Origin of the sequence: Motiliproteus sp. (assembly GCF_965230735.1) — a bacterium.
Classification (GTDB): Bacteria; Pseudomonadota; Gammaproteobacteria; order Pseudomonadales; family Balneatricaceae; genus Motiliproteus.
This window is the reverse complement of record NZ_OZ246016.1, coordinates 3,096,668-3,114,902: the sequence shown is the minus strand read 5'-3', so window position 1 is coordinate 3,114,902 and position 18,235 is coordinate 3,096,668. Positions and strand designations below refer to the sequence as shown.

16 protein-coding genes are annotated in these 18,235 nt (G+C 56.0%); 9 read left to right on the top strand and 7 right to left on the bottom strand.

Annotation, left to right across the window (positions count from 1 at the left end):
- Nucleotides 1-6: 6 nt before the first annotated feature.
- The 5 genes from ACO05M_RS14325 to ACO05M_RS14305 all read left to right on the top strand — a co-directional run bounded on the left by ACO05M_RS14325 (nucleotide 7) and on the right by ACO05M_RS14305 (nucleotide 5,501).
- Nucleotides 7-870 (top strand): class I SAM-dependent methyltransferase, encoded by an 864-nt coding sequence (locus tag ACO05M_RS14325; RefSeq protein WP_421864220.1) that lies wholly within the window; start codon nucleotides 7-9, stop codon nucleotides 868-870.
- Between the two features lie 150 nt (nucleotides 871-1,020).
- Nucleotides 1,021-1,281: an OadG family protein gene (locus ACO05M_RS14320; RefSeq protein WP_421864218.1), complete on the top strand. Its 261-nt coding sequence runs from the start codon at nucleotides 1,021-1,023 to the stop codon at nucleotides 1,279-1,281.
- 68 nt (nucleotides 1,282-1,349) lie between these two features.
- Nucleotides 1,350-3,161 carry a sodium-extruding oxaloacetate decarboxylase subunit alpha gene (gene oadA / locus ACO05M_RS14315; protein WP_421864215.1) on the top strand — a complete coding sequence of 604 codons (1,812 nt, stop codon included), beginning with the start codon at nucleotides 1,350-1,352 and terminating at the stop codon, nucleotides 3,159-3,161.
- A 16-nt stretch (nucleotides 3,162-3,177) separates the two neighbouring features.
- Nucleotides 3,178-4,479, top strand: coding sequence for a sodium ion-translocating decarboxylase subunit beta (locus ACO05M_RS14310; RefSeq protein WP_421864213.1), 1,302 nt, complete (start codon nucleotides 3,178-3,180; stop codon nucleotides 4,477-4,479).
- Between the two features lie 80 nt (nucleotides 4,480-4,559).
- The gene (locus ACO05M_RS14305; protein ID WP_421864210.1) at nucleotides 4,560-5,501 is read left to right on the top strand and encodes a LysR family transcriptional regulator; all 942 of its coding nucleotides are present in this window, start codon (nucleotides 4,560-4,562) and stop codon (nucleotides 5,499-5,501) included.
- Between the two features lie 17 nt (nucleotides 5,502-5,518).
- Here ACO05M_RS14305 and rnhA read toward each other — a convergent pair whose 3' ends face one another.
- Nucleotides 5,519-5,989 carry a ribonuclease HI gene (gene rnhA, locus ACO05M_RS14300; RefSeq protein WP_421864207.1) on the bottom strand — a complete coding sequence of 157 codons (471 nt, stop codon included), beginning with the start codon at nucleotides 5,987-5,989 and terminating at the stop codon, nucleotides 5,519-5,521.
- Between the two features lie 112 nt (nucleotides 5,990-6,101).
- Between rnhA and dnaQ the strand changes: the two genes are divergently transcribed.
- The gene (gene dnaQ, locus ACO05M_RS14295; RefSeq protein WP_421864204.1) at nucleotides 6,102-6,821 is read left to right on the top strand and encodes a DNA polymerase III subunit epsilon; all 720 of its coding nucleotides are present in this window, start codon (nucleotides 6,102-6,104) and stop codon (nucleotides 6,819-6,821) included.
- A 95-nt stretch (nucleotides 6,822-6,916) separates the two neighbouring features.
- Here the strand turns inward: dnaQ and ACO05M_RS14290 are convergent, their stop codons facing one another.
- The 5 genes from ACO05M_RS14290 to ACO05M_RS14270 are packed head-to-tail and all read right to left on the bottom strand — an operon-like array spanning nucleotide 6,917 to nucleotide 12,802.
- Nucleotides 6,917-7,975, bottom strand: a complete 1,059-nt coding sequence (locus tag ACO05M_RS14290) for an XrtA/PEP-CTERM system-associated ATPase (RefSeq protein ID WP_421864202.1) — start codon at nucleotides 7,973-7,975, stop codon at nucleotides 6,917-6,919.
- Nucleotides 7,976-7,986: 11 nt separating this feature from the next.
- The gene (locus ACO05M_RS14285; protein ID WP_421864201.1) at nucleotides 7,987-9,492 is read right to left on the bottom strand and encodes a TIGR03016 family PEP-CTERM system-associated outer membrane protein; all 1,506 of its coding nucleotides are present in this window, start codon (nucleotides 9,490-9,492) and stop codon (nucleotides 7,987-7,989) included.
- Nucleotides 9,464-10,477: an XrtA-associated tyrosine autokinase gene (locus tag ACO05M_RS14280; RefSeq protein ID WP_421864199.1), complete on the bottom strand. Its 1,014-nt coding sequence runs from the start codon at nucleotides 10,475-10,477 to the stop codon at nucleotides 9,464-9,466. Before ACO05M_RS14280 ends, ACO05M_RS14285 begins: the two co-directional genes overlap by 29 nt.
- 8 nt (nucleotides 10,478-10,485) lie before the next feature.
- Nucleotides 10,486-12,141, bottom strand: a complete 1,656-nt coding sequence (locus tag ACO05M_RS14275; protein ID WP_421864196.1) for an XrtA system polysaccharide chain length determinant — start codon at nucleotides 12,139-12,141, stop codon at nucleotides 10,486-10,488.
- Between the two features lie 16 nt (nucleotides 12,142-12,157).
- Entirely contained in the window at nucleotides 12,158-12,802 is a 645-nt protein-coding gene (locus ACO05M_RS14270; RefSeq protein ID WP_421864193.1) for an XrtA/PEP-CTERM system exopolysaccharide export protein, read from the bottom strand.
- A 173-nt stretch (nucleotides 12,803-12,975) separates the two neighbouring features.
- Between ACO05M_RS14270 and ACO05M_RS14265 the strand changes: the two genes are divergently transcribed.
- The gene (locus ACO05M_RS14265; RefSeq protein ID WP_421864190.1) at nucleotides 12,976-13,428 is read left to right on the top strand and encodes a hypothetical protein; all 453 of its coding nucleotides are present in this window, start codon (nucleotides 12,976-12,978) and stop codon (nucleotides 13,426-13,428) included.
- A 73-nt stretch (nucleotides 13,429-13,501) separates the two neighbouring features.
- On the opposite strand, the gene metG is transcribed toward ACO05M_RS14265, so the two are convergent.
- On the bottom strand, nucleotides 13,502-15,538 hold the full coding sequence (gene metG, locus ACO05M_RS14260; protein ID WP_421864187.1) for a methionine--tRNA ligase: 2,037 nt from the start codon (nucleotides 15,536-15,538) through the stop codon (nucleotides 13,502-13,504).
- Between the two features lie 253 nt (nucleotides 15,539-15,791).
- Here metG and ACO05M_RS14255 point away from each other — a divergent pair, with 253 nt between their 5' ends.
- Together ACO05M_RS14255 and trmA are read left to right on the top strand one after the other, a co-directional pair.
- Nucleotides 15,792-17,048 (top strand): HDOD domain-containing protein, encoded by a 1,257-nt coding sequence (locus tag ACO05M_RS14255; protein WP_421864185.1) that lies wholly within the window; start codon nucleotides 15,792-15,794, stop codon nucleotides 17,046-17,048.
- Between the two features lie 53 nt (nucleotides 17,049-17,101).
- Complete coding sequence (gene trmA, locus ACO05M_RS14250; protein WP_421864182.1) at nucleotides 17,102-18,190, top strand: tRNA (uridine(54)-C5)-methyltransferase TrmA; 1,089 nt, start codon at nucleotides 17,102-17,104, stop codon at nucleotides 18,188-18,190.
- The last annotated feature ends 45 nt before the right edge of the window (nucleotides 18,191-18,235 follow it).

The window sequence follows — 18,235 nt, the reverse complement described above, 5'->3', positions numbered from 1 at the left end:
CCCGTTATGTTAGCAACCTCAGCAAAGCCCTCCATTCCATCCCTGGTCGAGTTGCGTCAACCGCTTAAGGCGTGGTTTCAGACCGAGCTCGGTCAGCAGCTATTGTCGACCGAACAGGCGCTGTTGGATCAGGTTCTGCCGCGGTTGTTTGGCTACCATCTGTTGCAGATCAGCGTGCTCGATCTACCCGAGCTGACCCGGGGTTCACCGGCGGGCCATCGGTTTATGTTGGCGCCTGAGGCAGACGCCGATCTGGCAGAATGTTCGCTGGTGGGGGATATGGAAAACCTGCCGCTGGCCAATGATTGTATAGACGCGGTGGTGCTGCATCATGCCCTGGATTTTGCCCACAGCCCTCATGATGCTTTGCGCGAAGCGGTAAGGGTGTTAAGGCCCGGGGGCCGATTGGTGATTATCGGATTTAACCCGCATAGTTTCTGGGGGCTGCACCGATTGTGGAAGCGAAAATCGGAACAGGTGCCTTGGCTTGGGCACTTTATGGCCCGGCGACGCATGCAGGACTGGCTCAAGCTGCTGGAAATGAAGTCTGAACGTGCCGATTCCGGCTTCTTTCGACCGCCCTGGCATAGCGCCCGCTGGATGCAACGAATGCAGTTTTGTGAGCGTTGGGGGCAGCGCTCGCACTCACTCAACGGCGCTTTCTGGATACTGACGGCCTGCAAAGAGACCGGCGCGGCTGCGACGGTTGGGCAGAGCTGGAAGCGACGCTTCGTTTTTCCGCTGCCGGTGGCACAGTCCAGTCGTGCCAGTCGTGCCAGTCGTGGTGGGATGGCGGATAAGGCCGGTAGCGCCCGTATCTATCCCTTTCCGCGACTCTCCTCTTCGGCTTCCCCTTCGAAGGATAGTTAGCGCAGTCTCATAGATAAATTTTTGTTTATCTTCGATATCAATAATATTAATTATATTTTATGATCCGTAGTCGCTATCTTATTCCGCCACTATAACCGGCTAAGCTGACCTGGCTTGGCAGACCTAAAAAGATCGATGCAGGAGATAAGGATGGAAGCGGGTAACCTGATTAATGAAGGTCTAACGCTGATGGTATTTGGCATGGGCTTTGTGTTCGTATTCCTGACCCTGCTGGTTTATGCCACCGGATTTATGTCCAAGATGGTCGGGAAGTACCTTCCTGAACCGGCTCCCGCCGCTCCCAAAGCAGCACCCAAAGCTGCACCGGCTGCGGTGATTGATAATGTGCAACTGATCGCGGTGATTTCGGCGGCTATCCGTCAGCACCGTGAGCGCCATCCTCGCAAGTGATGCGTTTGAATTTAAGCATCTTCAGATTCTAACTCTTCGAATGACTCGGAAATAAAAGGCCTGTGACCATGACCGATACTAAGAAACCACTGGGTATTACCGACGTTGTGCTGCGTGATGCGCACCAATCTCTGTTCGCAACGCGTATGCGTATTGAAGATATGCTGCCGATTGCGGAGAAGCTGGATCAGGTGGGCTATTGGTCCCTGGAAAGCTGGGGTGGTGCGACGTTCGACTCCTGCATCCGCTTTATCGGTGAAGATCCGTGGGAGCGTATCCGCGAACTGAAAAAAGTAATGCCGAACACCAAACAGCAGATGCTGTTCCGGGCACAGAACATTCTGGGTTACCGCCACTACGCCGATGATGTTGTGACCAAGTTCGTTGAGCGTGCACACACCAACGGTGTTGACGTATTCCGTGTATTCGATGCGATGAACGATGCCCGTAACATGGGCACTGCGCTTCAGGCCGTTAAGAAAGTTGGCGGTCACGCTCAAGGTACCATCTCCTACACCAAGAGCCGTGTTCACACCACCGAGATGTGGGTCGACTTTGCCCGTCAGCTCGAAGATATGGGTGCAGACTCCATCGCGATCAAGGATATGTCCGGTATCCTGACCCCGTACGATGCTTACGATCTGGTTACCCGACTGAAGTCTCAGACCGATCTGGAAGTGCACCTGCACGCCCACGCGACTTCCGGTCTGTCCGATATGACCATCCTGAAGGCGGCTGAAGCCGGCATCGACCGCGTTGATACCGCCATCTCCTCCATGTCGATGACCTACGGCCACAGCGCCACCGAATCCGTCGTCGCCGCGCTGGCCGGTACCGATCGCGACACCGGACTGGATCTGGAGAAGATCGAAGAGATCGCGGCTTACTTCCGTGAAGTTCGGAAGAAGTACGCCAAGTTCGAAGGCTCTCTGAAGGGTACCGACTCCCGCATCCTGGTTGCTCAGGTGCCTGGCGGCATGCTGACCAACATGGAAAACCAGCTCAAGGAGCAGGGCGCTGCGGATAAGTTTGACGAGGTGCTGGCTGAGATTCCGCGCGTTCGTGAAGATCTGGGCCTGATCCCGCTTGTTACTCCGACTTCCCAGATCGTTGGTACCCAGGCGGTTATCAACGTCCTGACCGGTGAGCGCTATAAGAGCATCTCAAAAGAGACTGCCGGTATTCTTAAAGGCGAATACGGTGCCGCACCGGCTGAGTTCAACAAAGAGCTTCAGGCTCGCGTGCTGGACGGTGCTGAGCCGATCACCTGCCGTCCGGCAGATCTGCTGGAGCCCGAACTGGATAAGCTGACTGAAGAGCTGCGCGAACTGTCCAAGAAGAACGGCTTCCGCCTTGAGTCCGGTGAGCGTGAAATCGATGACGTTCTGACTTACGCACTGTTCCCGCAGATCGGCCTGAAATTCCTCGAGAATCGTGGCAATGCCGATGCCTTCGAGCCGGCACCGACCCTGGAAGATGCGACTGCCGCTCCGGCCGCTGCCGCACCTGCCGGTCAGGAAGATGTCTACACCGTGAACGTTAACGGTCAGAGCTATGTGGTACAGGTTACCGAAGGCGGTGACGTTGCTGCCCTGGCTGCTACGGGTTCAGCGCCTGCTGCTCCGGCGGCCGCTGCAGCGCCTGCTGCCGCACCGGCACCGACCGGTGGTGAGCCGGTTGCCGCGCCGTTGGCCGGTAACATCTGGAAGGTTGAAGTCTCTGCCGGCCAGGTTGTTGAAGAAGGTGATGTGCTGATCATCCTGGAAGCGATGAAGATGGAAACCGAAGTTCGTGCCGCCAAGTCCGGCACGATCGCTAGCGTTTCTGTCAAAGAAGGTGACTCAGTGGCAGTAGGGGACACCCTGCTGACTCTGGCATAAGGGTAGGCGCGGTATCATGGAAAAACTGATCCTGCTGTTCACCAGCTCTGGTCTGTTCAATATTCAGCTGGGCCAGGTGGTGATGATCATCGTCGGCCTGCTGCTGTTGTTCCTGGCGATCAAGAAGAACTTTGAGCCGCTGTTGCTGGTTCCGATCGGGTTTGGCGGCATCATGGCCAATATCCCGGAAGCGGGTCTGGCTTTCTCGGCGGTCGAAAATGCTCTGAATCTGGGTGGCCCTGAGGTGATCTCATCGATCGCCCAGGCGCTGGGCCTGGATGCGGGCGCCGATCCGAAAGCGATCAAAGAGGCTTATGCCGGTGCCAGTGCTGCTCCTCATCTGTTGGCGGTACAGACCGCAGCCGATGCGGGCTACAACAACGGCATGCTGTATAACTTCTACACCGTGGCCATCGCCAGTGGTGCAGCACCGCTGCTGATCTTCATGGGTGTTGGGGCAATGACCGATTTCGGTCCGCTGCTGGCCAACCCGAAGACGCTGTTCCTCGGTGCTGCTGCTCAGTTCGGTATCTTTGCTACCGTGTTGGGTGCGGTTGGTCTGACCTCGCTGGGTCTGATGGACTTCAGCATTAAAGATGCAGCCGCTATCGGTATCATCGGTGGTGCCGATGGTCCGACGGCGATCTACGTGGCCAGCCTGCTGGCTCCGCATCTGCTGGGTGCGATCGCGGTAGCGGCCTACTCCTACATGGCGCTGGTTCCGATGATTCAGCCGCCGATCATGCGTGCGCTGACCAACCCGGAAGAGCGTAAGCTGCAGATGACTCAGCTGCGCCACGTCAGCAAGACCGAGAAGATCTTCTTCCCGCTGGTTCTGCTGTTGCTGGTTGCGATGCTGCTGCCCGATGCGGCGCCGCTGCTGGGTATGTTCTGCTTCGGTAACCTGATGCGTGAATGTGGCGTGGTCGAGCGTCTGAGCGATACCGCCCAGAACGCACTGATCAACATTGTCACCATTTTCCTGGGGCTGTCGGTCGGTTCCAAACTGAGCGCTGAGAAGTTCCTGGACCTGAATACGCTGGGCATCCTGTTGTTGGGTATGGTGGCCTTCGGTATCGGTACCGCAGCGGGTATCCTGATGGCGAAGCTGATGAACAAGCTCAGCAGCACGCCGATCAACCCGCTGATTGGTTCTGCTGGTGTATCGGCCGTACCGATGGCGGCGCGAGTTTCCAACAAGCTTGGACTCGAAGCGAACCCGCAGAACTTCCTGCTGATGCACGCGATGGGCCCCAACGTGGCCGGTGTTATCGGCTCGGCGGTTGCTGCTGGTGTAATGATTAAGTTTGTCGGCTGATTTCGCCGCAAACCTAAGTCTGTGAACGGGGGCCTGTTGGCCCCTGTTTTGTCTCTGACACTGATTACCGTGAGACTGCGATGAAAATGACCTTGCGCCAGCTGTCGCTGTTTGAGTGTGTGGCTCGACATATGAGCTATACCAAAGCGGCAGAGGAGAAGCACCTGACTCAGCCCGCAGTCAGTATTCAGATCAAACAGCTCGAAGAACATGTCGGGCTGCCACTGTTTGAATATATCGGCAAAAAGCTCTATTTGACCGATGCCGGTCGCGAGCTGCAGCAGGCCTGCCACGATGTGTTCCAGCGGATGGAAAATCTGGAGATGGCGTTGACCCAGATGAAGGGCGGAATGCACGGTAATCTGCGCATTGCCACAGTAACCAGCGCCAAGTATTTTGCTCCCCACCTGATCGGTGAGTTCAATCGCCACTATCCGGATGTCGACCTGAGCCTGGTGGTTACCAACCGGAATAATGTGGTCCAGCGACTGGCCAATAACGAAGATGACCTGGTGCTGATGGCTCAGGTGCCGCGCGATATGAAACTGAAGGTGTACCCGATTCTGGATAACCCGATGTTTCCTGTCGTGGCGCCTGGACATCCATTGGCCGGCCAGAAGAACGTTTCGATTGAGGCCCTGATCCAAGAGCGTTTTCTGACTCGAGAGCAGGGTTCCGGCTCACGCAAAGCGATTGAAGATCACTTTAAAGAGCACGGTCTGAAGCTGGAACAGACCATGGAGCTGGGTAGCTCTGAGACGATCAAGCAGGGCGTCATGGCAGGACTCGGTATCTCGGTGCTGTCGCGCTTCAGCATGGCGTTGGAGCTGGCAACCGGTTGCTTGGTTGATGTGGATGTGGAGTCTTTTCCGATCGTGCGGACCTGGTGCCTGGTTCATCCTGCCGAAAAACGGTTATCACCGGCGGCACAGGCATTTGTTGACTACTTCCTCAGCAATGAGGGGCAGGTTAAGGAGGCGATCAGTAATCGCTTTATGGGGGCTGAGTTACCCCATAACTGAGCATGGCTTCGACGGATTCAGCCGTTGAAGCCGCTATCTTCCAGATGAGGCCCGTTCTCTGCGGCTTCACGGGCGAGATCGTCGACTAGCTCGTTCTCCGGGTGACCGCTATGGCCTTTGACCCAGCGCCAGTTGACCTCATGCTTATTACACTGTTCGTCCAGCCGCTGCCATAGGTCCTTGTTCTTGACCGGCTTCTTGTCGGCAGTTTTCCAACCCTTGCGTTTCCAGCCGTGAATCCACTGGGTGATCCCTTGGCGGACGTACTGGCTATCGGTGGTCAGCGTCACCTGGCAGGGCTCATTCAGTGCCGCCAGTGCTTCAATCGCGGCCAGCAGCTCCATTCGGTTGTTGGTGGTTAAGCGATAACCTTGACTTAACTCTTTACGGTGCCCTTTATAGATAAGTAGTGCGCCATAGCCGCCAGGACCTGGATTGCCGAGGCACGAGCCGTCGGTAAAGGCTTGGATCTGTTTGGTTTCGCTCAAGGTGATTCTCCAAATTAGCAGCGCATTGTAGCCAGTTGGGCTGTGATAAGATAGCGCCCGGGTTCGTGCTTTGCAGAATCCGGAACCAACGAGTTGATAGAAGAGATCAGTGATGCGGCAGATAGTACTGGATACGGAAACCACCGGCATTGAACCCCGAGAAGGGCACCGGATTATCGAAATCGGTGGGGTCGAAATGATCGATCGTAAGCTGACCGGTAAGACCTACCACCGCTATATCAACCCGCAGCGTGATGTGCCGGAAGATGCGATCGCCGTTCACGGTATCACCAATGAGTTTCTGGAAGATAAGCCGCTGTTTTCCGACATCATGCATGAATTTCAGGAATTTATTCGTGGTGCCGAGCTGGTGATCCATAACGCCCCCTTCGATGTCGGTTTCCTGAACCATGAATTTATGCTGGTTGATCCGCAGGCCTCCCGAGTTGAGGAACTGGCCGGCGTGCTCGATACCCTGGCGATGGCGCGCAAGATGCGTCCCGGGCAGCGCAATACGCTGGATGCGCTCTGTAAGCACTACATGATCGATAACTCGCAGCGGACTCTACACGGCGCCCTGTTAGACTCGGAGATCCTTGCCGATGTCTACCTGATGATGACCGGTGGCCAGACCAGTCTGATGTTGGGCCACAGCGGCGACGGCGATGGTGTGGCAACGGCGATCCAGCGTGTCGAGGCCGGACGCTACAACTTGGCGGTTGCCGGGCTTTCAGAGCAGGACCTGCAGGCCCATGAAAAGATGCTGGATCGAATCGATAAGAAGAGCGGTGGTTCGCTGTGGCGAAAGCTTGAGCAAGGTGGTGCTCACTGAAGGGGCAGTTGGAATCGGAAGAGAAAAAGGGGCCTGTCGGCCCCTTTCTTATGGATTTTTCTCAAGGCTCAGATCAGCCTCAGGACTCGTCATGACTAGTCGTCCAGTTCGGCAATCTTCTGTTTGAGCTTTTTATCGAGCGTACGGATCATATCGATCTTTTCTTCGAGGGTTTCGCTCAAATAGCCGTTGATTGAGGCGATCTTGTGGTGAATCTCCTGCAGTTGATCCATATCGACCCCGGTGGGGATTCCCTGTGCATTGGTTGGAGCTGCCACGGCAGATTGCGGTTCGCTGGGTGTTGCTGGGATAACCGCGGTGCGCATTGGCGAAACCTGCGGGCTGAGCTCTTCGGCCAGCTCGTCGGCAACCGTATTCACCGCTTCCACATTGATCAGATTGAGTTCTTCGAGGAAGCAGTAGAGCAGCAGGCGGTCACAGAAGATGTTGATTCGGCGTGGAACCCCGCCGGTATGTTTGTGGATCGTCGCAAAGCTCAGATCGGAGAACTTCGGATTTTGGGCCCAGCCAGCTACCGACAGTCGCCACAGGATGTACTCTTTGACCTCGGCTGGTGCCAGAGGTTTGAGGTGGCATGAGGCGATAATCCGCTGGCGAAACTGCTCCATGCTGGGCTGTTGGATGATCGCCCGCAATTCGGGCTGTCCGAGCAAGAAGCTTTGCAGCAGCGGTCCATCGGTGATCTGGAAGTTGGACAGCATGCGCAGCTCTTCGATGGCGCCTGCCGGAAGGTTTTGCGCCTCGTCAACCACCAGCAAGACCCGCTTGCCCGCCTGGTAGGCCGATTGCAGGAAGTCATGGAACTGCTGTAACAGGACCGCTTTGGCTTTGTTTTCCGCCGGTAAACCAAAGGAGCTGCAGATCATTCGCAGCAGATCGTCCGCTTCGAGTTTGGTGGTCACCAGTTGGGCGGCAATCACGTTGTGATTGTCGATATTCTTCAGCAGGTTGCGCATCAGTGTGGTCTTACCGGTACCGACTTCGCCGGTAATCACGATAAAACCTTCTCCCTGGCCAAGGCCATACTGAAGGTACGACAGTGCCCGTTTGTGGCCGCTGCTGGAGAAGAAAAAATCGGGGTCAGGACTAAGCTGGAACGGCTTAGTAATTAGCCCGAAATGGGATTCGTACATATCAAGTCCCGTCAGAAACTGTGGTTGAAATTGATGCTTCCGCCAAATTCCTTGTATTCGCGGCTGGCATCATCCGAGTTGCGATTTCGGTAGTTAACAACCGTACCTACGCTGGAACGACTGCTGAGCTGATAAGACAACCCAAGCGTCACCTGGTTCAGATAATCACGCACCTGGGCACTGTCATTGGTGTTGGGTTCCAGCGAGGACCATTCATAACCCAGCCGCAGATTACTGCGACCGGATAGCTTCAGCCCAATGCTGCTGGTGATCCCGAGGTCTTTCTCTTTACGACCACTGCCGTCCTGAAACTCCCGCTCAGTGACAAAGGCGCCGATCGACAGGGTCGTCTTGCTTTTACGGTAGGTCATGTTGGCACTGACCGCATCCGAGATAAAGCGCCCTTCGACCAGCGAGGGAACTCGGGCACCGATGTCAAAAACCTGCTCGCCGGGGCCGGGGACCGGGTTTTCACCGGGTCCAACAAAACGACAGTCCGACAGGTTGATCGAGGTGCCGTTGGGACAGATCAGGGCGCCCAATGAGGTGACCTGCAGTATCTGGCTACGGACATCGGTTAACGATTGCTGATACGACAGGCTCCAGGCCGTCGCTTTCTGGCGGTGGTTGAAGCTGAAGCCTCGGCTGTTTCCGGTTTGGATGCGGCTGCTGTAGTAGCCGTTTAAGCTGGTTCGGGTCGTCGGTGTCCAGGTCAGGCCGGCGGACCAGAAGGAGCCCTTTTCTGCATCGGAGTCGGTGGCATCCGGCTCTTTATTGTCGACATAGCCGCCACCCAACCGGACATCAACCTGTCGGCTGTGGCGATATCCCAATTGGGCTTCGATGAATTCTTCCTGCGTTTCACTGTCAGCGCCTTTGGCTTTGGTGGCGTTCTGTCGCAGTTCCAGATTCCAGTACAGCTTGTTGGGATTATCACTGGTGTCGACAAAGAAGTCGTATTTGAAGCCCTCGCTGTCTTCAGCCCCTTTTTCAAACACGACCGAGTCGTAGGTCGCGGAAGCACCGATCTTGGTATAGTCCCCGATACGCTGGGTCCAGGTCGGGGTGACGGCAAGCGCCAGGGTGTTGGTGAAATTATCCGGGGCTACCCCGGAACCACCCGAGTCCCGATTGTCGATCAGTTGTTGGCGCGCGGTCGCCCGCGTATCCAGCGTCAGACGATTCTCGATCAGCTCCATATTGGCGAATGCGTTCAGGTTGTGATCGTGGCTGTCGCTTTCGCGGCTGGTTGAGTAACTACGCAGATTTACCCGGTAGTTGAATCCCAGATCCAGACCTTTGCCGTTGCGGCTTATTGCGACACCGGGGCTGACTCGATAGATAAAGGTATCGACCTTGTCGGCATCGTCCAAATTCAGGTTGTCGGTATATTCCAGTCCCAATCCGAGAGTCGGGTTGATGGTCCAGTCTTTTGTCTCTTCCGCCAGTGCCGGTAGTACAACGACAGTAAGACCCAGCAGCGACAGCTTAGCTGCTGCTTGCGTAATAGTAGCCATAGTACTCCCTTCTTCGACTCTTGGACTTGTTTAGAACCAAACCGATCGCCATGTTGGGATCGAGCAGGCTAAGTGCCTGCTGAAGTTGCGCGTGGGTCGTGCGTTCCTCTTCCACCACCACGACTGCCTGGCCAGTCATCTGGGCCAGAACGTTGGTCTCGCTGGCACCGAGTAGCGGTGATGTATCAAAAATGACGATACGGTCCGGGTAGCGGGCCGACAACTCATCCATAAACCGCTTCATCTTTTCACTGGCGATGTATTCGTTGGAGTGGTGATGGCGTCGCCCGGCAGTGATCAGCTTTAGGTTGGGGATATTGGTGTTGAACATAATATCCTCAACCTCCGCATTACCCGTCAGGTAGTCCATCAATCCCAGCTCACCATCAGGGATTCCCAGGCGCTCGCAGATGTGCGGTTTGATCACATCGGCATCGACTAAAAGGACCTTGCGGTCTTCTTCCAGCGCCATGCTGATGGCAAGGTTAACGGTTGTGTAGGTTTTACCCTCGCCCGAGAAGCTGCTGGAGACCAGCACCAGATTCGGTCGGGTTAAGGTCGCTGCACCGGCGCCGAACGCATTGTTGAGCAGTGGCCGCTTGATATAGCGGTATTCTTCCTTGATGTGGGTAAAGCTCTCATTGGGCGTTACCATGCCAAGGCTTTCGAGCCGTTCGATGTCGATCTCGACCTGCTGATCGGGTCGGCTGGGCGGCGCATCCTTAACGGATGGTCCGGGTGCCATACCGCTGGCGGCATCGATATTCTGTGTGTCGGCTGGCACTTCCGGCTCGCTCATCGGCTGCAATGGAGGCGGGCCGGAGCGGTGGGTTTTCAGCTTGGGTTTCAGCGGTGCTTCAGCGATAGGCCCATCGGTATCGATCTTCTCTTCACCGGTGGGGAGTTCTACCTGTTGATCCTGCTGGAGCGACTTCTCGCGCTCCAGCTGACGCTGCTTCTCCAGGGCTTTTTCAATCGTGCTCATTTCGCCCCCTAAAACTTATTAATCAGGTTGATCAACAGCTGCTTTGCCTTCAGGTAGTAGGCGTCGAAGAGGCTGGGCATGTCCGGCAATAGGGATGCCACCTTGCTGTTGAGATCCGGGAATAGCTGCAACAGCAGAATACCGGCGTAGGATCCGACCAGGGCGATGGTCAGCACGATAAATAGCAGGGTTCTCTTGCGGTGATGACGTGCCGCTTCGACGTCGCTATACACCGCCACCGATCCAAGCACCGGAATACCGGTGACCGCATTAAGTTGCTTGCTGGAGAAGAAAACCGGGCGAATTTGACTGATCAGGAACGCAACCCCCAGCCCCACGGCAAGTCCGGCAGCCAGCACTGCTGAGAGCAGTAACGGACGGTTCGGACCGGTAGGTGTGGTCGGTGTGCGCGGCGGGTCGATAATCCGGAACTGGAAACTGTCAGCGCTGACTTCGGCCTGCTGGGAGAGTCGGGCAGATTCACGACGATTCAGCAGTTCGTTGTATTTCTCCTGGGTGATCTTGTAGCCCCGCTCCAACGCTTTGAGTTCAGCTTCGATGTCCGGAATGCTGTTGATCTTGGACTCAAGCGCTGTCAGTTGCGAACCATAGGTATTGCGACGCACCTGCAGCGAGCTGACATTGGACTCCTCTCGTGCCAGGGCCAGTTTCAGCTCTTGGTAGACCGGGTTTTCGTTCAGACCACCACCGCGCTGGGCATTGATCAGCTCGATCTCCTCGCGGCGTTGCTCAAGCTCCTTGTCCCGCTTTTGCTGCAGGTCTTCCAGTATCCGCTGGGTCTCTTTGATATCCGGGTGGATATCGGTGTACTTGAGGCGTAACTCGTCCAGGTTGTTTTCCAGGGTTTCGATCCGGTGATCGAAGCTGGAACTCATATCAAACGAGCCCAGACCGTCCTGCATGATACCGAAGGTCGGTTGCTCACCGGCTAGCTGTTTGGCCAGTGAGTTCCGACGGGTCTGGGCTTCACGGAGCTCCAGATCGACGCTGGCGATAGTGCCTTTGAGCTGTTCGACACGGGAGTAGTAGCCGCCGCCGGCGCTCATCAGTTCAAAATTGGCCTTTTTGAACTCCTTGAGCTTATTGTCCGCCTCATTGAGTCGGGACTCGTACTCCTGAATCTGACGGTCAAGGAAGTTGGTGGCGACATCGGTGTCCTCGCGCTTGTCCCCCAGGGTGTTTTCCACCAGGGTGGTCAGCGTTGCCTGTACGACACTCTTGGCCTCGTCGGCAGAGCTACTGTTGTAGCCGATCACATAGATGTTTTCGCGTCCCGCCTTGCTCAACCTGAGCCCCGATTGAAGCTGGTTGATGACCAGATCGAACTCTTCATCGTTTTGGGTTTTGATATCCAAATCCGACAGACGGGCGATCTTCTCCAGGTTCGGACGGGTGAACAGCGTTTTTACAATCAGCTGTATCTGTTGCGTCGGATTGGTCTGGATTGTCAGTCCCCGCAGCAGCGGAGACAGCAGCGACTGAGTGTCGACATAGACTTTCGCTTGAGACTGAAACTGATCCGGGTATTTCAGCACGAAGGGCCAGCCGACAACGCAGACCATCCATGCAATCAGCACCGCAATCCAGCGGTGCAGCCATACCCCATAAACCAGTTGCTTAAGCTGTTCTAAAAGCTCCTGCATAACAGCCTAATCTCACTTAAAACCAGGATTCTGGGATGATGACGACATCTCCCGGCAACAGATTGACGTTGGCACTGATATCGCCGCCCTGGATCAGGTCTTTGATTCGGATGCCGTACTGTTTCTGCTCACCGTCGACGATGCGGACCACACTGGCGCCGTTTCCGTCGGCAAATTCGGTCAGACCACCGACGGCGATCATAACGTCAAGCAGGGTCATGTCTTCGCGGTAGGGCAGTGCCTGGGGTTCGCTGGCTTCGCCGATAATGCGTACCTGCTCCGAGTAGGGGCCGATAAAGCCGCTGACCAGTACGGTGACGATCGGTTCTTTGATATAGACGCTCAGCTGTTCTTCGATCTTACGGGCGATCTCAGTCGAGGTCAGGCCGCTGACCGGAACATCTTCGACCAGCGGAGTGGTGATCTTGCCGTCAGGGCGGACCGTGACGCTTTGGGAAACTTCAGGGTTACGCCAGACAAAAATGTTCAGGCTGTCACCAGGACCGACACGATAGTCGTAATGATCCGGGTCAGTCGTCAGGGGTTGTTTGGCGATGGAACTTTCAAGGGGGGGATAAGAGTTACTGGAGCATCCGGCCATTACCAGCGCAAGGCCAACGGCGGCGATCCGGGTTGACCACTGCTTGCATATTCCATTCATAGTAAGGGTTCTCCTGCTTCTTATTGGCGTCGACGTTTCCGTACCCGCCAAGAATAGCATCAATTATCTTGAGTTAAACTCTTTGCCAGACACTATTTAGGCGTATATTTATCAAAGTGCTAACGTGTACCAGCAAAAGTAAATCACTATCGACCAAGGGGCAACTGACCGCCGTGACCAGTCAGCCAGCAGATCAGGATTCTCAGTTTCGACCGGGTAGCGTGCAGGTGCAGATTGCGCTGCTGCTGCTGTTGGGTGTTGCCGTCGGATTGTTCTTTTATCTGCAGGCGCAGATCACTCAGATTCTATTGGACATCCAGTTGATGCTCGATAGCGATCCTCAGCAGGCGCTTCAGATTATCAGCCGCTTGCTGTTGTGGTTGGTGGTGACCAGTGGTCTGATTTCGCTGGCGGTCGCGTTTTATCTGTGCCTGATGGCGGCCCGAATAGGTCGTTGTGGGGAGTATCCGCCACCCCAGATGCCGGTGGCTTTTCGAACTCGCCTGCGTCGGGGCGATCAGGCGCTACGGATGAAACGCAACTGTTTGTTGTTAGGCGCGCTGCTGTTCTGTCAGCCGCTGGGTGGGGTGCTGCTGTGGTACAACATCACCGGTGGGGTGATCTAACAGGGTGGTGCAGTAGTAGAGGGAGCTAGACAGGCGGTGGCAGCCACCGCCCGTTAACTCAGGCTGGGAGGGCTCAGCAGACTCGCATGCCCGGCTGAGCGCCGTCGTGGGGCTCCAGAATCCACAGGTCTTTGCCGCCGGGGCCGGCAGCCAAAACCATACCTTCCGACATGCCAAACTTCATTTTGCGTGGTGCCAGGTTGGCGACCATGACGGTGAGCTTGCCTTCCAGTTGTTCCGGCGCGTAGGCGGATTTGATACCGGCGAAGACATTGCGCTGTTCTCCACCCAGATCAAGGGTCAGTCGCAGCAACTTGTCTGCCCCTTCAACATGCTCTGCCTTGGCGATTTTGGCGATCCTGAGGTCGACTTTGGCAAAGTCCGGATACTGAATCTGCTCGGCAATCGGTTCATCGGCCAGCGGGCCTTGTGCAACCGGTTGGGCTCGTTGCTCCTGGGCCAGGACTTCTTTGGATGCATCGATCATCGCGTCGATCTTGTCCTGCTCGATCCGGGTCATCAGCGGTTTGAACTTATTGATCTGATGGTCGGTCAGAACCCGCTCCAATGCCGACCAATCCAGGCGATCATCCAGGAAACGTTCGGCTTCGGCGGTCATCTTCGGCAGTACCGGCTTCAGATAAATCATCAGAATGCGGAACAGGTTGATACCCACCGAACAGACCGCCTGGACTTCGGCTTCTTTGTCCGCCTGCTTGGCGAGCACCCAGGGCTCCTTGTGATGAATGTATTCATTGGCTTGGTCGGCCAGCTGCATGATCAGCTTGACCGCTTTGCCGAATTCACGATTCTCGTACAGGGTCGCGATATCGGCGCCGGCATCGACAAACTGCTGGACCAGCTCGGGTTCGCTGCACTCGCTTGCCAGTCGGCCATCGAATTTCTTGGTGATGAAACCGGCGCTACGGCTGGCGATATTGACCACCTTGCCGATCAGATCGGAATTTACCCGCAGCAGGAAGTCATCCAGATTCAGGTCCAGATCCTCGACCCGGTTGTTAAGTTTGGCGGCAAAGTAATAGCGTAGGTATTCAGGATCCAGATGCTCCAGGTAGGTACGCGCCTTGATAAAGGTGCCGCGGGATTTTGACATCTTCTTGCCGTTGACGGTCAGGAAACCGTGGGCGTGAACCGCCGATGGCGTGCGGAAGCCTGAACAGCTCAGCATGGCGGGCCAGAACAGCGCATGGAAATTAATGATGTCCTTACCGATAAAGTGGTACAGCTCAGCTCTTGAATCGGAACCCCAGTAGTCATCAAACTCGAGGCCCGGCGTTCGGTCGCACAGGTTCTTGAAGCTGGCCATATAACCGATCGGGGCGTCCAGCCAGACGTAGAAGTACTTACCGGGTTCACCGGGAATCTCAAAACCGAAGTAGGGCGCGTCACGGCTGATATCCCACTCCTGCAGGCCCGAATCCAGCCATTCGGAGAGCTTGTTGGCGATCTCTTCCTGCAACGTACCGCAACGGGTCCACTGTTTCAGCATTTCGGTGAAGTCGGGCAGCTTGAAGAAAAAGTGCTCGGACTCTTTGTCGATCGGCGTCGCACCGGAGATGGCCGAGCGCGGATCAATCAGCTCCGACGGAGAATAGGTGGCGCCGCAAGCCTCGCAGTTATCCCCGTACTGGTCTTCAGCCTTGCATTTCGGGCAGGTGCCTTTGATAAAACGGTCCGCCAGAAACAGCTGTTTTTCGGGGTCATAGGCCTGGGTGATGGTCCGGCTGGCGATATGGCCTGCCTCTTTGCAGCGCTCGTAGATCAGCGCTGACAGCTCGCGGTTCTCTTCCGAATGGGTCGAATGGTAGTTGTCAAAGCCCACAAAAAAGTCGGCGAAGTCGGCCTGGTGCTCGGCGCTGACCTGAGCAATCAGTTCCTCCGGAGTGATTCCCTGTTGCTCGGCCTTGAGCATGATGGCGGTGCCGTGGGCATCATCGGCGCAGACATAGGTGCACTGCTCGCCGCGGCTTTTTTGAAAGCGGACCCAGATATCGGTCTGGATATATTCAAGCAGGTGACCCAGATGGATCGAACCGTTGGCGTAGGGTAGAGCACTGGTAACGAGAATTTTACGGGGTGAACTGGACATAGAATAACGCTGCTGATTAGGACCTGAATTGGAAGCGGATGAATGCAGGCACTGCCGCCATCGTGGGCGAATTGTATACTGTTCGTCGGTAGTTACAAATCAGACCCGGTTAGGGTAGGCTCAGCGCAGGCCACTGCCGACAAATCGGGCGAATCTCGACCCGGTTCCTCGCGGCAGACGGGCTTGACCGGGATGGAAATGACAAGGAAGTTCAGTAGCCAAGCTGCAGTTGCTTGCCGCTTACAGGGAGTCAATGATGACCGAAAAACCGACGATTCCAGAAATTACCAGAAGGCGGGTGTTGTTCGTTGATGACGACACCAATGTGCTGGACGGTTACCGTCGTCTATTTCGACAACAGCGCGATCACTGGGAGATGACCTTCTGCGACTCCGGTAGCGAAGCGTTGGAAAAGCTCCAAGAGGAGCCTTTCGACGTCCTGGTCACCGATATGCAGATGCCGGGGATGAACGGCGCCGAGCTGATGTCCCGGGCTGTGGATGTGGCGCCGGGTGTTGCCCGGATCGTACTGACCGGCTATGCCAGTATGAGCTCCTCGGTCGAAGCGGCCGACTTGGCCCACCAGCTGCTGAATAAGCCCTGTGACATCGATACGTTAAAGGAAGCGATTGAACACAGTTGCAACGTTCAATCGATTATTACATCGGACCGGGTCAGGCAGGCGATTGGTCGGATCAGCCGATTACCCTCGCCGCCGACGGTCTACCATGAACTGAGCCGGGCATTGCGTCAGGATGACAGCGATGCCGCCACGGTTACGGCGATCATCGAGCAGGACATGGCCATTGCGGCTAAGTTGCTGCATCTTGTGAACTCCGCATTTTTCGGACTTCGGCGTCGGGTTGCCAGTCTTGAGCAGGCGGTCACGCTGCTGGGTCTGCGGCAGATACGCGACGTGGTGTTGGCAAGCCATGTGTTTGGCAGTGACATCAAAGCCAGTCCCGGCGGCGAGCTGAGCCTGGAGAAAATCCGCGATCACTCGGTGGCGGTGGCACGGCTGGCCCGAGAGATCATGCTCGAGGAGGGGGACGGGCGTGAGCTGGCGGATCAGGCCTTTATCGGCGGGCTGTTACATAGTTTCGGCATCCTCGTATTGGCCCACAACGGTTTTCAGAAGTACGACAAGGCGATCGATTACTGTCGCCGCAAGGAGCGTTCCTTGCCGGAAGTGGAGCGGGTGTTGTTCGGAGCCACCCACGCGGAGGCGGGGGCCTATATTCTGGGGCTTTGGAAGATTCCTCCGGTCATCGTCGAGGCGGTACTGATGCACCAGACCCCCAGTCAGCTGGTCTCTGCCAAGTGGGGACCGGTGACGGCTGTTCATGTTGCCAATACGCTGGTTCACGAGCTTCGTGATGAAGCCAAACTCTATCCGGTACAACCGTTGGACATGGATTACCTGCAACAGTTGGGGCTGGTGGAACGGGTGGAGCGGTGGCGTGAAGTGGCCCAGGAGCAGTTTGACGAACTAGAGCCTCCTCCGTCGTGACCCGCGGCCCATGCAGCTGCTAGAATGCGCGTTTTTTGCCGAACTTCTGCTGCATGAACATAGACGCCGTTGCCCCCAATCAATACGACCAACTACTGGCTGAAAAAGCTGAACAGATGAAAAGTCTGTTTGCGCCGTTTTCTCCGCCTGCGTTGGAAGTCTACCCATCACCGCCAAGCCACTATCGCCAACGGGCCGAGTTCCGGGTCTGGCATGAGGGTGACGATATCTTCTATGCCATGTTCGAGCCGGGTGACAAGCGTCGGCCGATCCGGTTGGAAAGCTGTCCGATGGTGTCGGAGCGGATTGAACAGACCATGTTCGAGTTGCTGGAGCTGATCAAGCCCCAGCCCTGCCTGCGCAAGCGGTTATTTCAGATCGACTTCCTGTCGACGCTTAGTGGTGAACTGTTGGTGACGCTGCTGTATCACCGTCCCCTAGAGCAGGACTGGATTGATGCGGCATCCCAGCTTCAGCAGCAGCTATCGATCGAGATTATCGGTCGATCGCGCAAGCAGAAGTTGCTGCTGGCCCGGGACTGGGTCGTCGAGCAACTGCCCCTGGACGGGGTCACCCTCGAGTATCAGCAGGTAGAGAACAGCTTTACCCAGCCCAATGCTGCGATCAATATTCAGATGCTTAACTGGGCACGACAGGTGACGGAACAAGCCGGTGGTGATCTGTTGGAACTTTATTGCGGCAACGGCAATTTTACACTGGCGTTGAGTGATCGTTTTGACCGGGTTCTGGCAACAGAAATCGCCAAAGTGTCGGTCAATTCCGCGCACTTCAACCTGGCGCGTAATGGTATCGACAATGTCACGATTGCACGTCTTTCCAGCGAAGAGTTTACCCAGGCGATCAATAAAGTCCGGCCCTTCCGGCGACTTCGAGAGATCGATCTGGACAGCTATGACTTTTCGACGGTGTTGGTGGATCCTCCCCGTGCCGGTTTGGATGAGGGAACTCGAGACCTGGTGCAGAACTATCAGGCGATCCTGTATATCTCATGTAATCCGGAAACGTTGGTGCGTGATCTGGACCAGCTGACCCGGACCCATCGGATCGAGCGCCTGGCGTTGTTCGACCAATTCCCGTACACCCACCACAAAGAGAGCGGCGTCTATCTCGTCAAGCGGTGATCTGAATCAAATCGGCGATTTCGGCGTAGATGACGGAGAATGCGG

Excerpts from the sequence above, each read along its gene's own strand:
- ACO05M_RS14275 (WP_421864196.1), bottom strand. The coding sequence starts at position 12,141 with ATGCAGGAGCTTTTAGAACAGCTTAAGCAACTGGTTTATGGGGTATGG.
- ACO05M_RS14280 (WP_421864199.1), bottom strand. The coding sequence starts at position 10,477 with ATGAGCACGATTGAAAAAGCCCTGGAGAAGCAGCGTCAGCTGGAGCGC.
- trmA (WP_421864182.1), top strand. The coding sequence starts at position 17,102 with ATGAACATAGACGCCGTTGCCCCCAATCAATACGACCAACTACTGGCT.
- ACO05M_RS14305 (WP_421864210.1), top strand. The coding sequence starts at position 4,560 with ATGAAAATGACCTTGCGCCAGCTGTCGCTGTTTGAGTGTGTGGCTCGA.
- metG (WP_421864187.1), bottom strand. The coding sequence starts at position 15,538 with ATGTCCAGTTCACCCCGTAAAATTCTCGTTACCAGTGCTCTACCCTAC.
- ACO05M_RS14290 (WP_421864202.1), bottom strand. The coding sequence starts at position 7,975 with ATGTACGAATCCCATTTCGGGCTAATTACTAAGCCGTTCCAGCTTAGT.
- ACO05M_RS14285 (WP_421864201.1), bottom strand. The coding sequence starts at position 9,492 with ATGGCTACTATTACGCAAGCAGCAGCTAAGCTGTCGCTGCTGGGTCTT.
- oadA (WP_421864215.1), top strand. The coding sequence starts at position 1,350 with ATGACCGATACTAAGAAACCACTGGGTATTACCGACGTTGTGCTGCGT.
- ACO05M_RS14320 (WP_421864218.1), top strand. The coding sequence starts at position 1,021 with ATGGAAGCGGGTAACCTGATTAATGAAGGTCTAACGCTGATGGTATTT.
- ACO05M_RS14270 (WP_421864193.1), bottom strand. The coding sequence starts at position 12,802 with ATGAATGGAATATGCAAGCAGTGGTCAACCCGGATCGCCGCCGTTGGC.
- ACO05M_RS14310 (WP_421864213.1), top strand. The coding sequence starts at position 3,178 with ATGGAAAAACTGATCCTGCTGTTCACCAGCTCTGGTCTGTTCAATATT.
- ACO05M_RS14255 (WP_421864185.1), top strand. The coding sequence starts at position 15,792 with ATGATGACCGAAAAACCGACGATTCCAGAAATTACCAGAAGGCGGGTG.
- dnaQ (WP_421864204.1), top strand. The coding sequence starts at position 6,102 with ATGCGGCAGATAGTACTGGATACGGAAACCACCGGCATTGAACCCCGA.
- ACO05M_RS14325 (WP_421864220.1), top strand. The coding sequence starts at position 7 with ATGTTAGCAACCTCAGCAAAGCCCTCCATTCCATCCCTGGTCGAGTTG.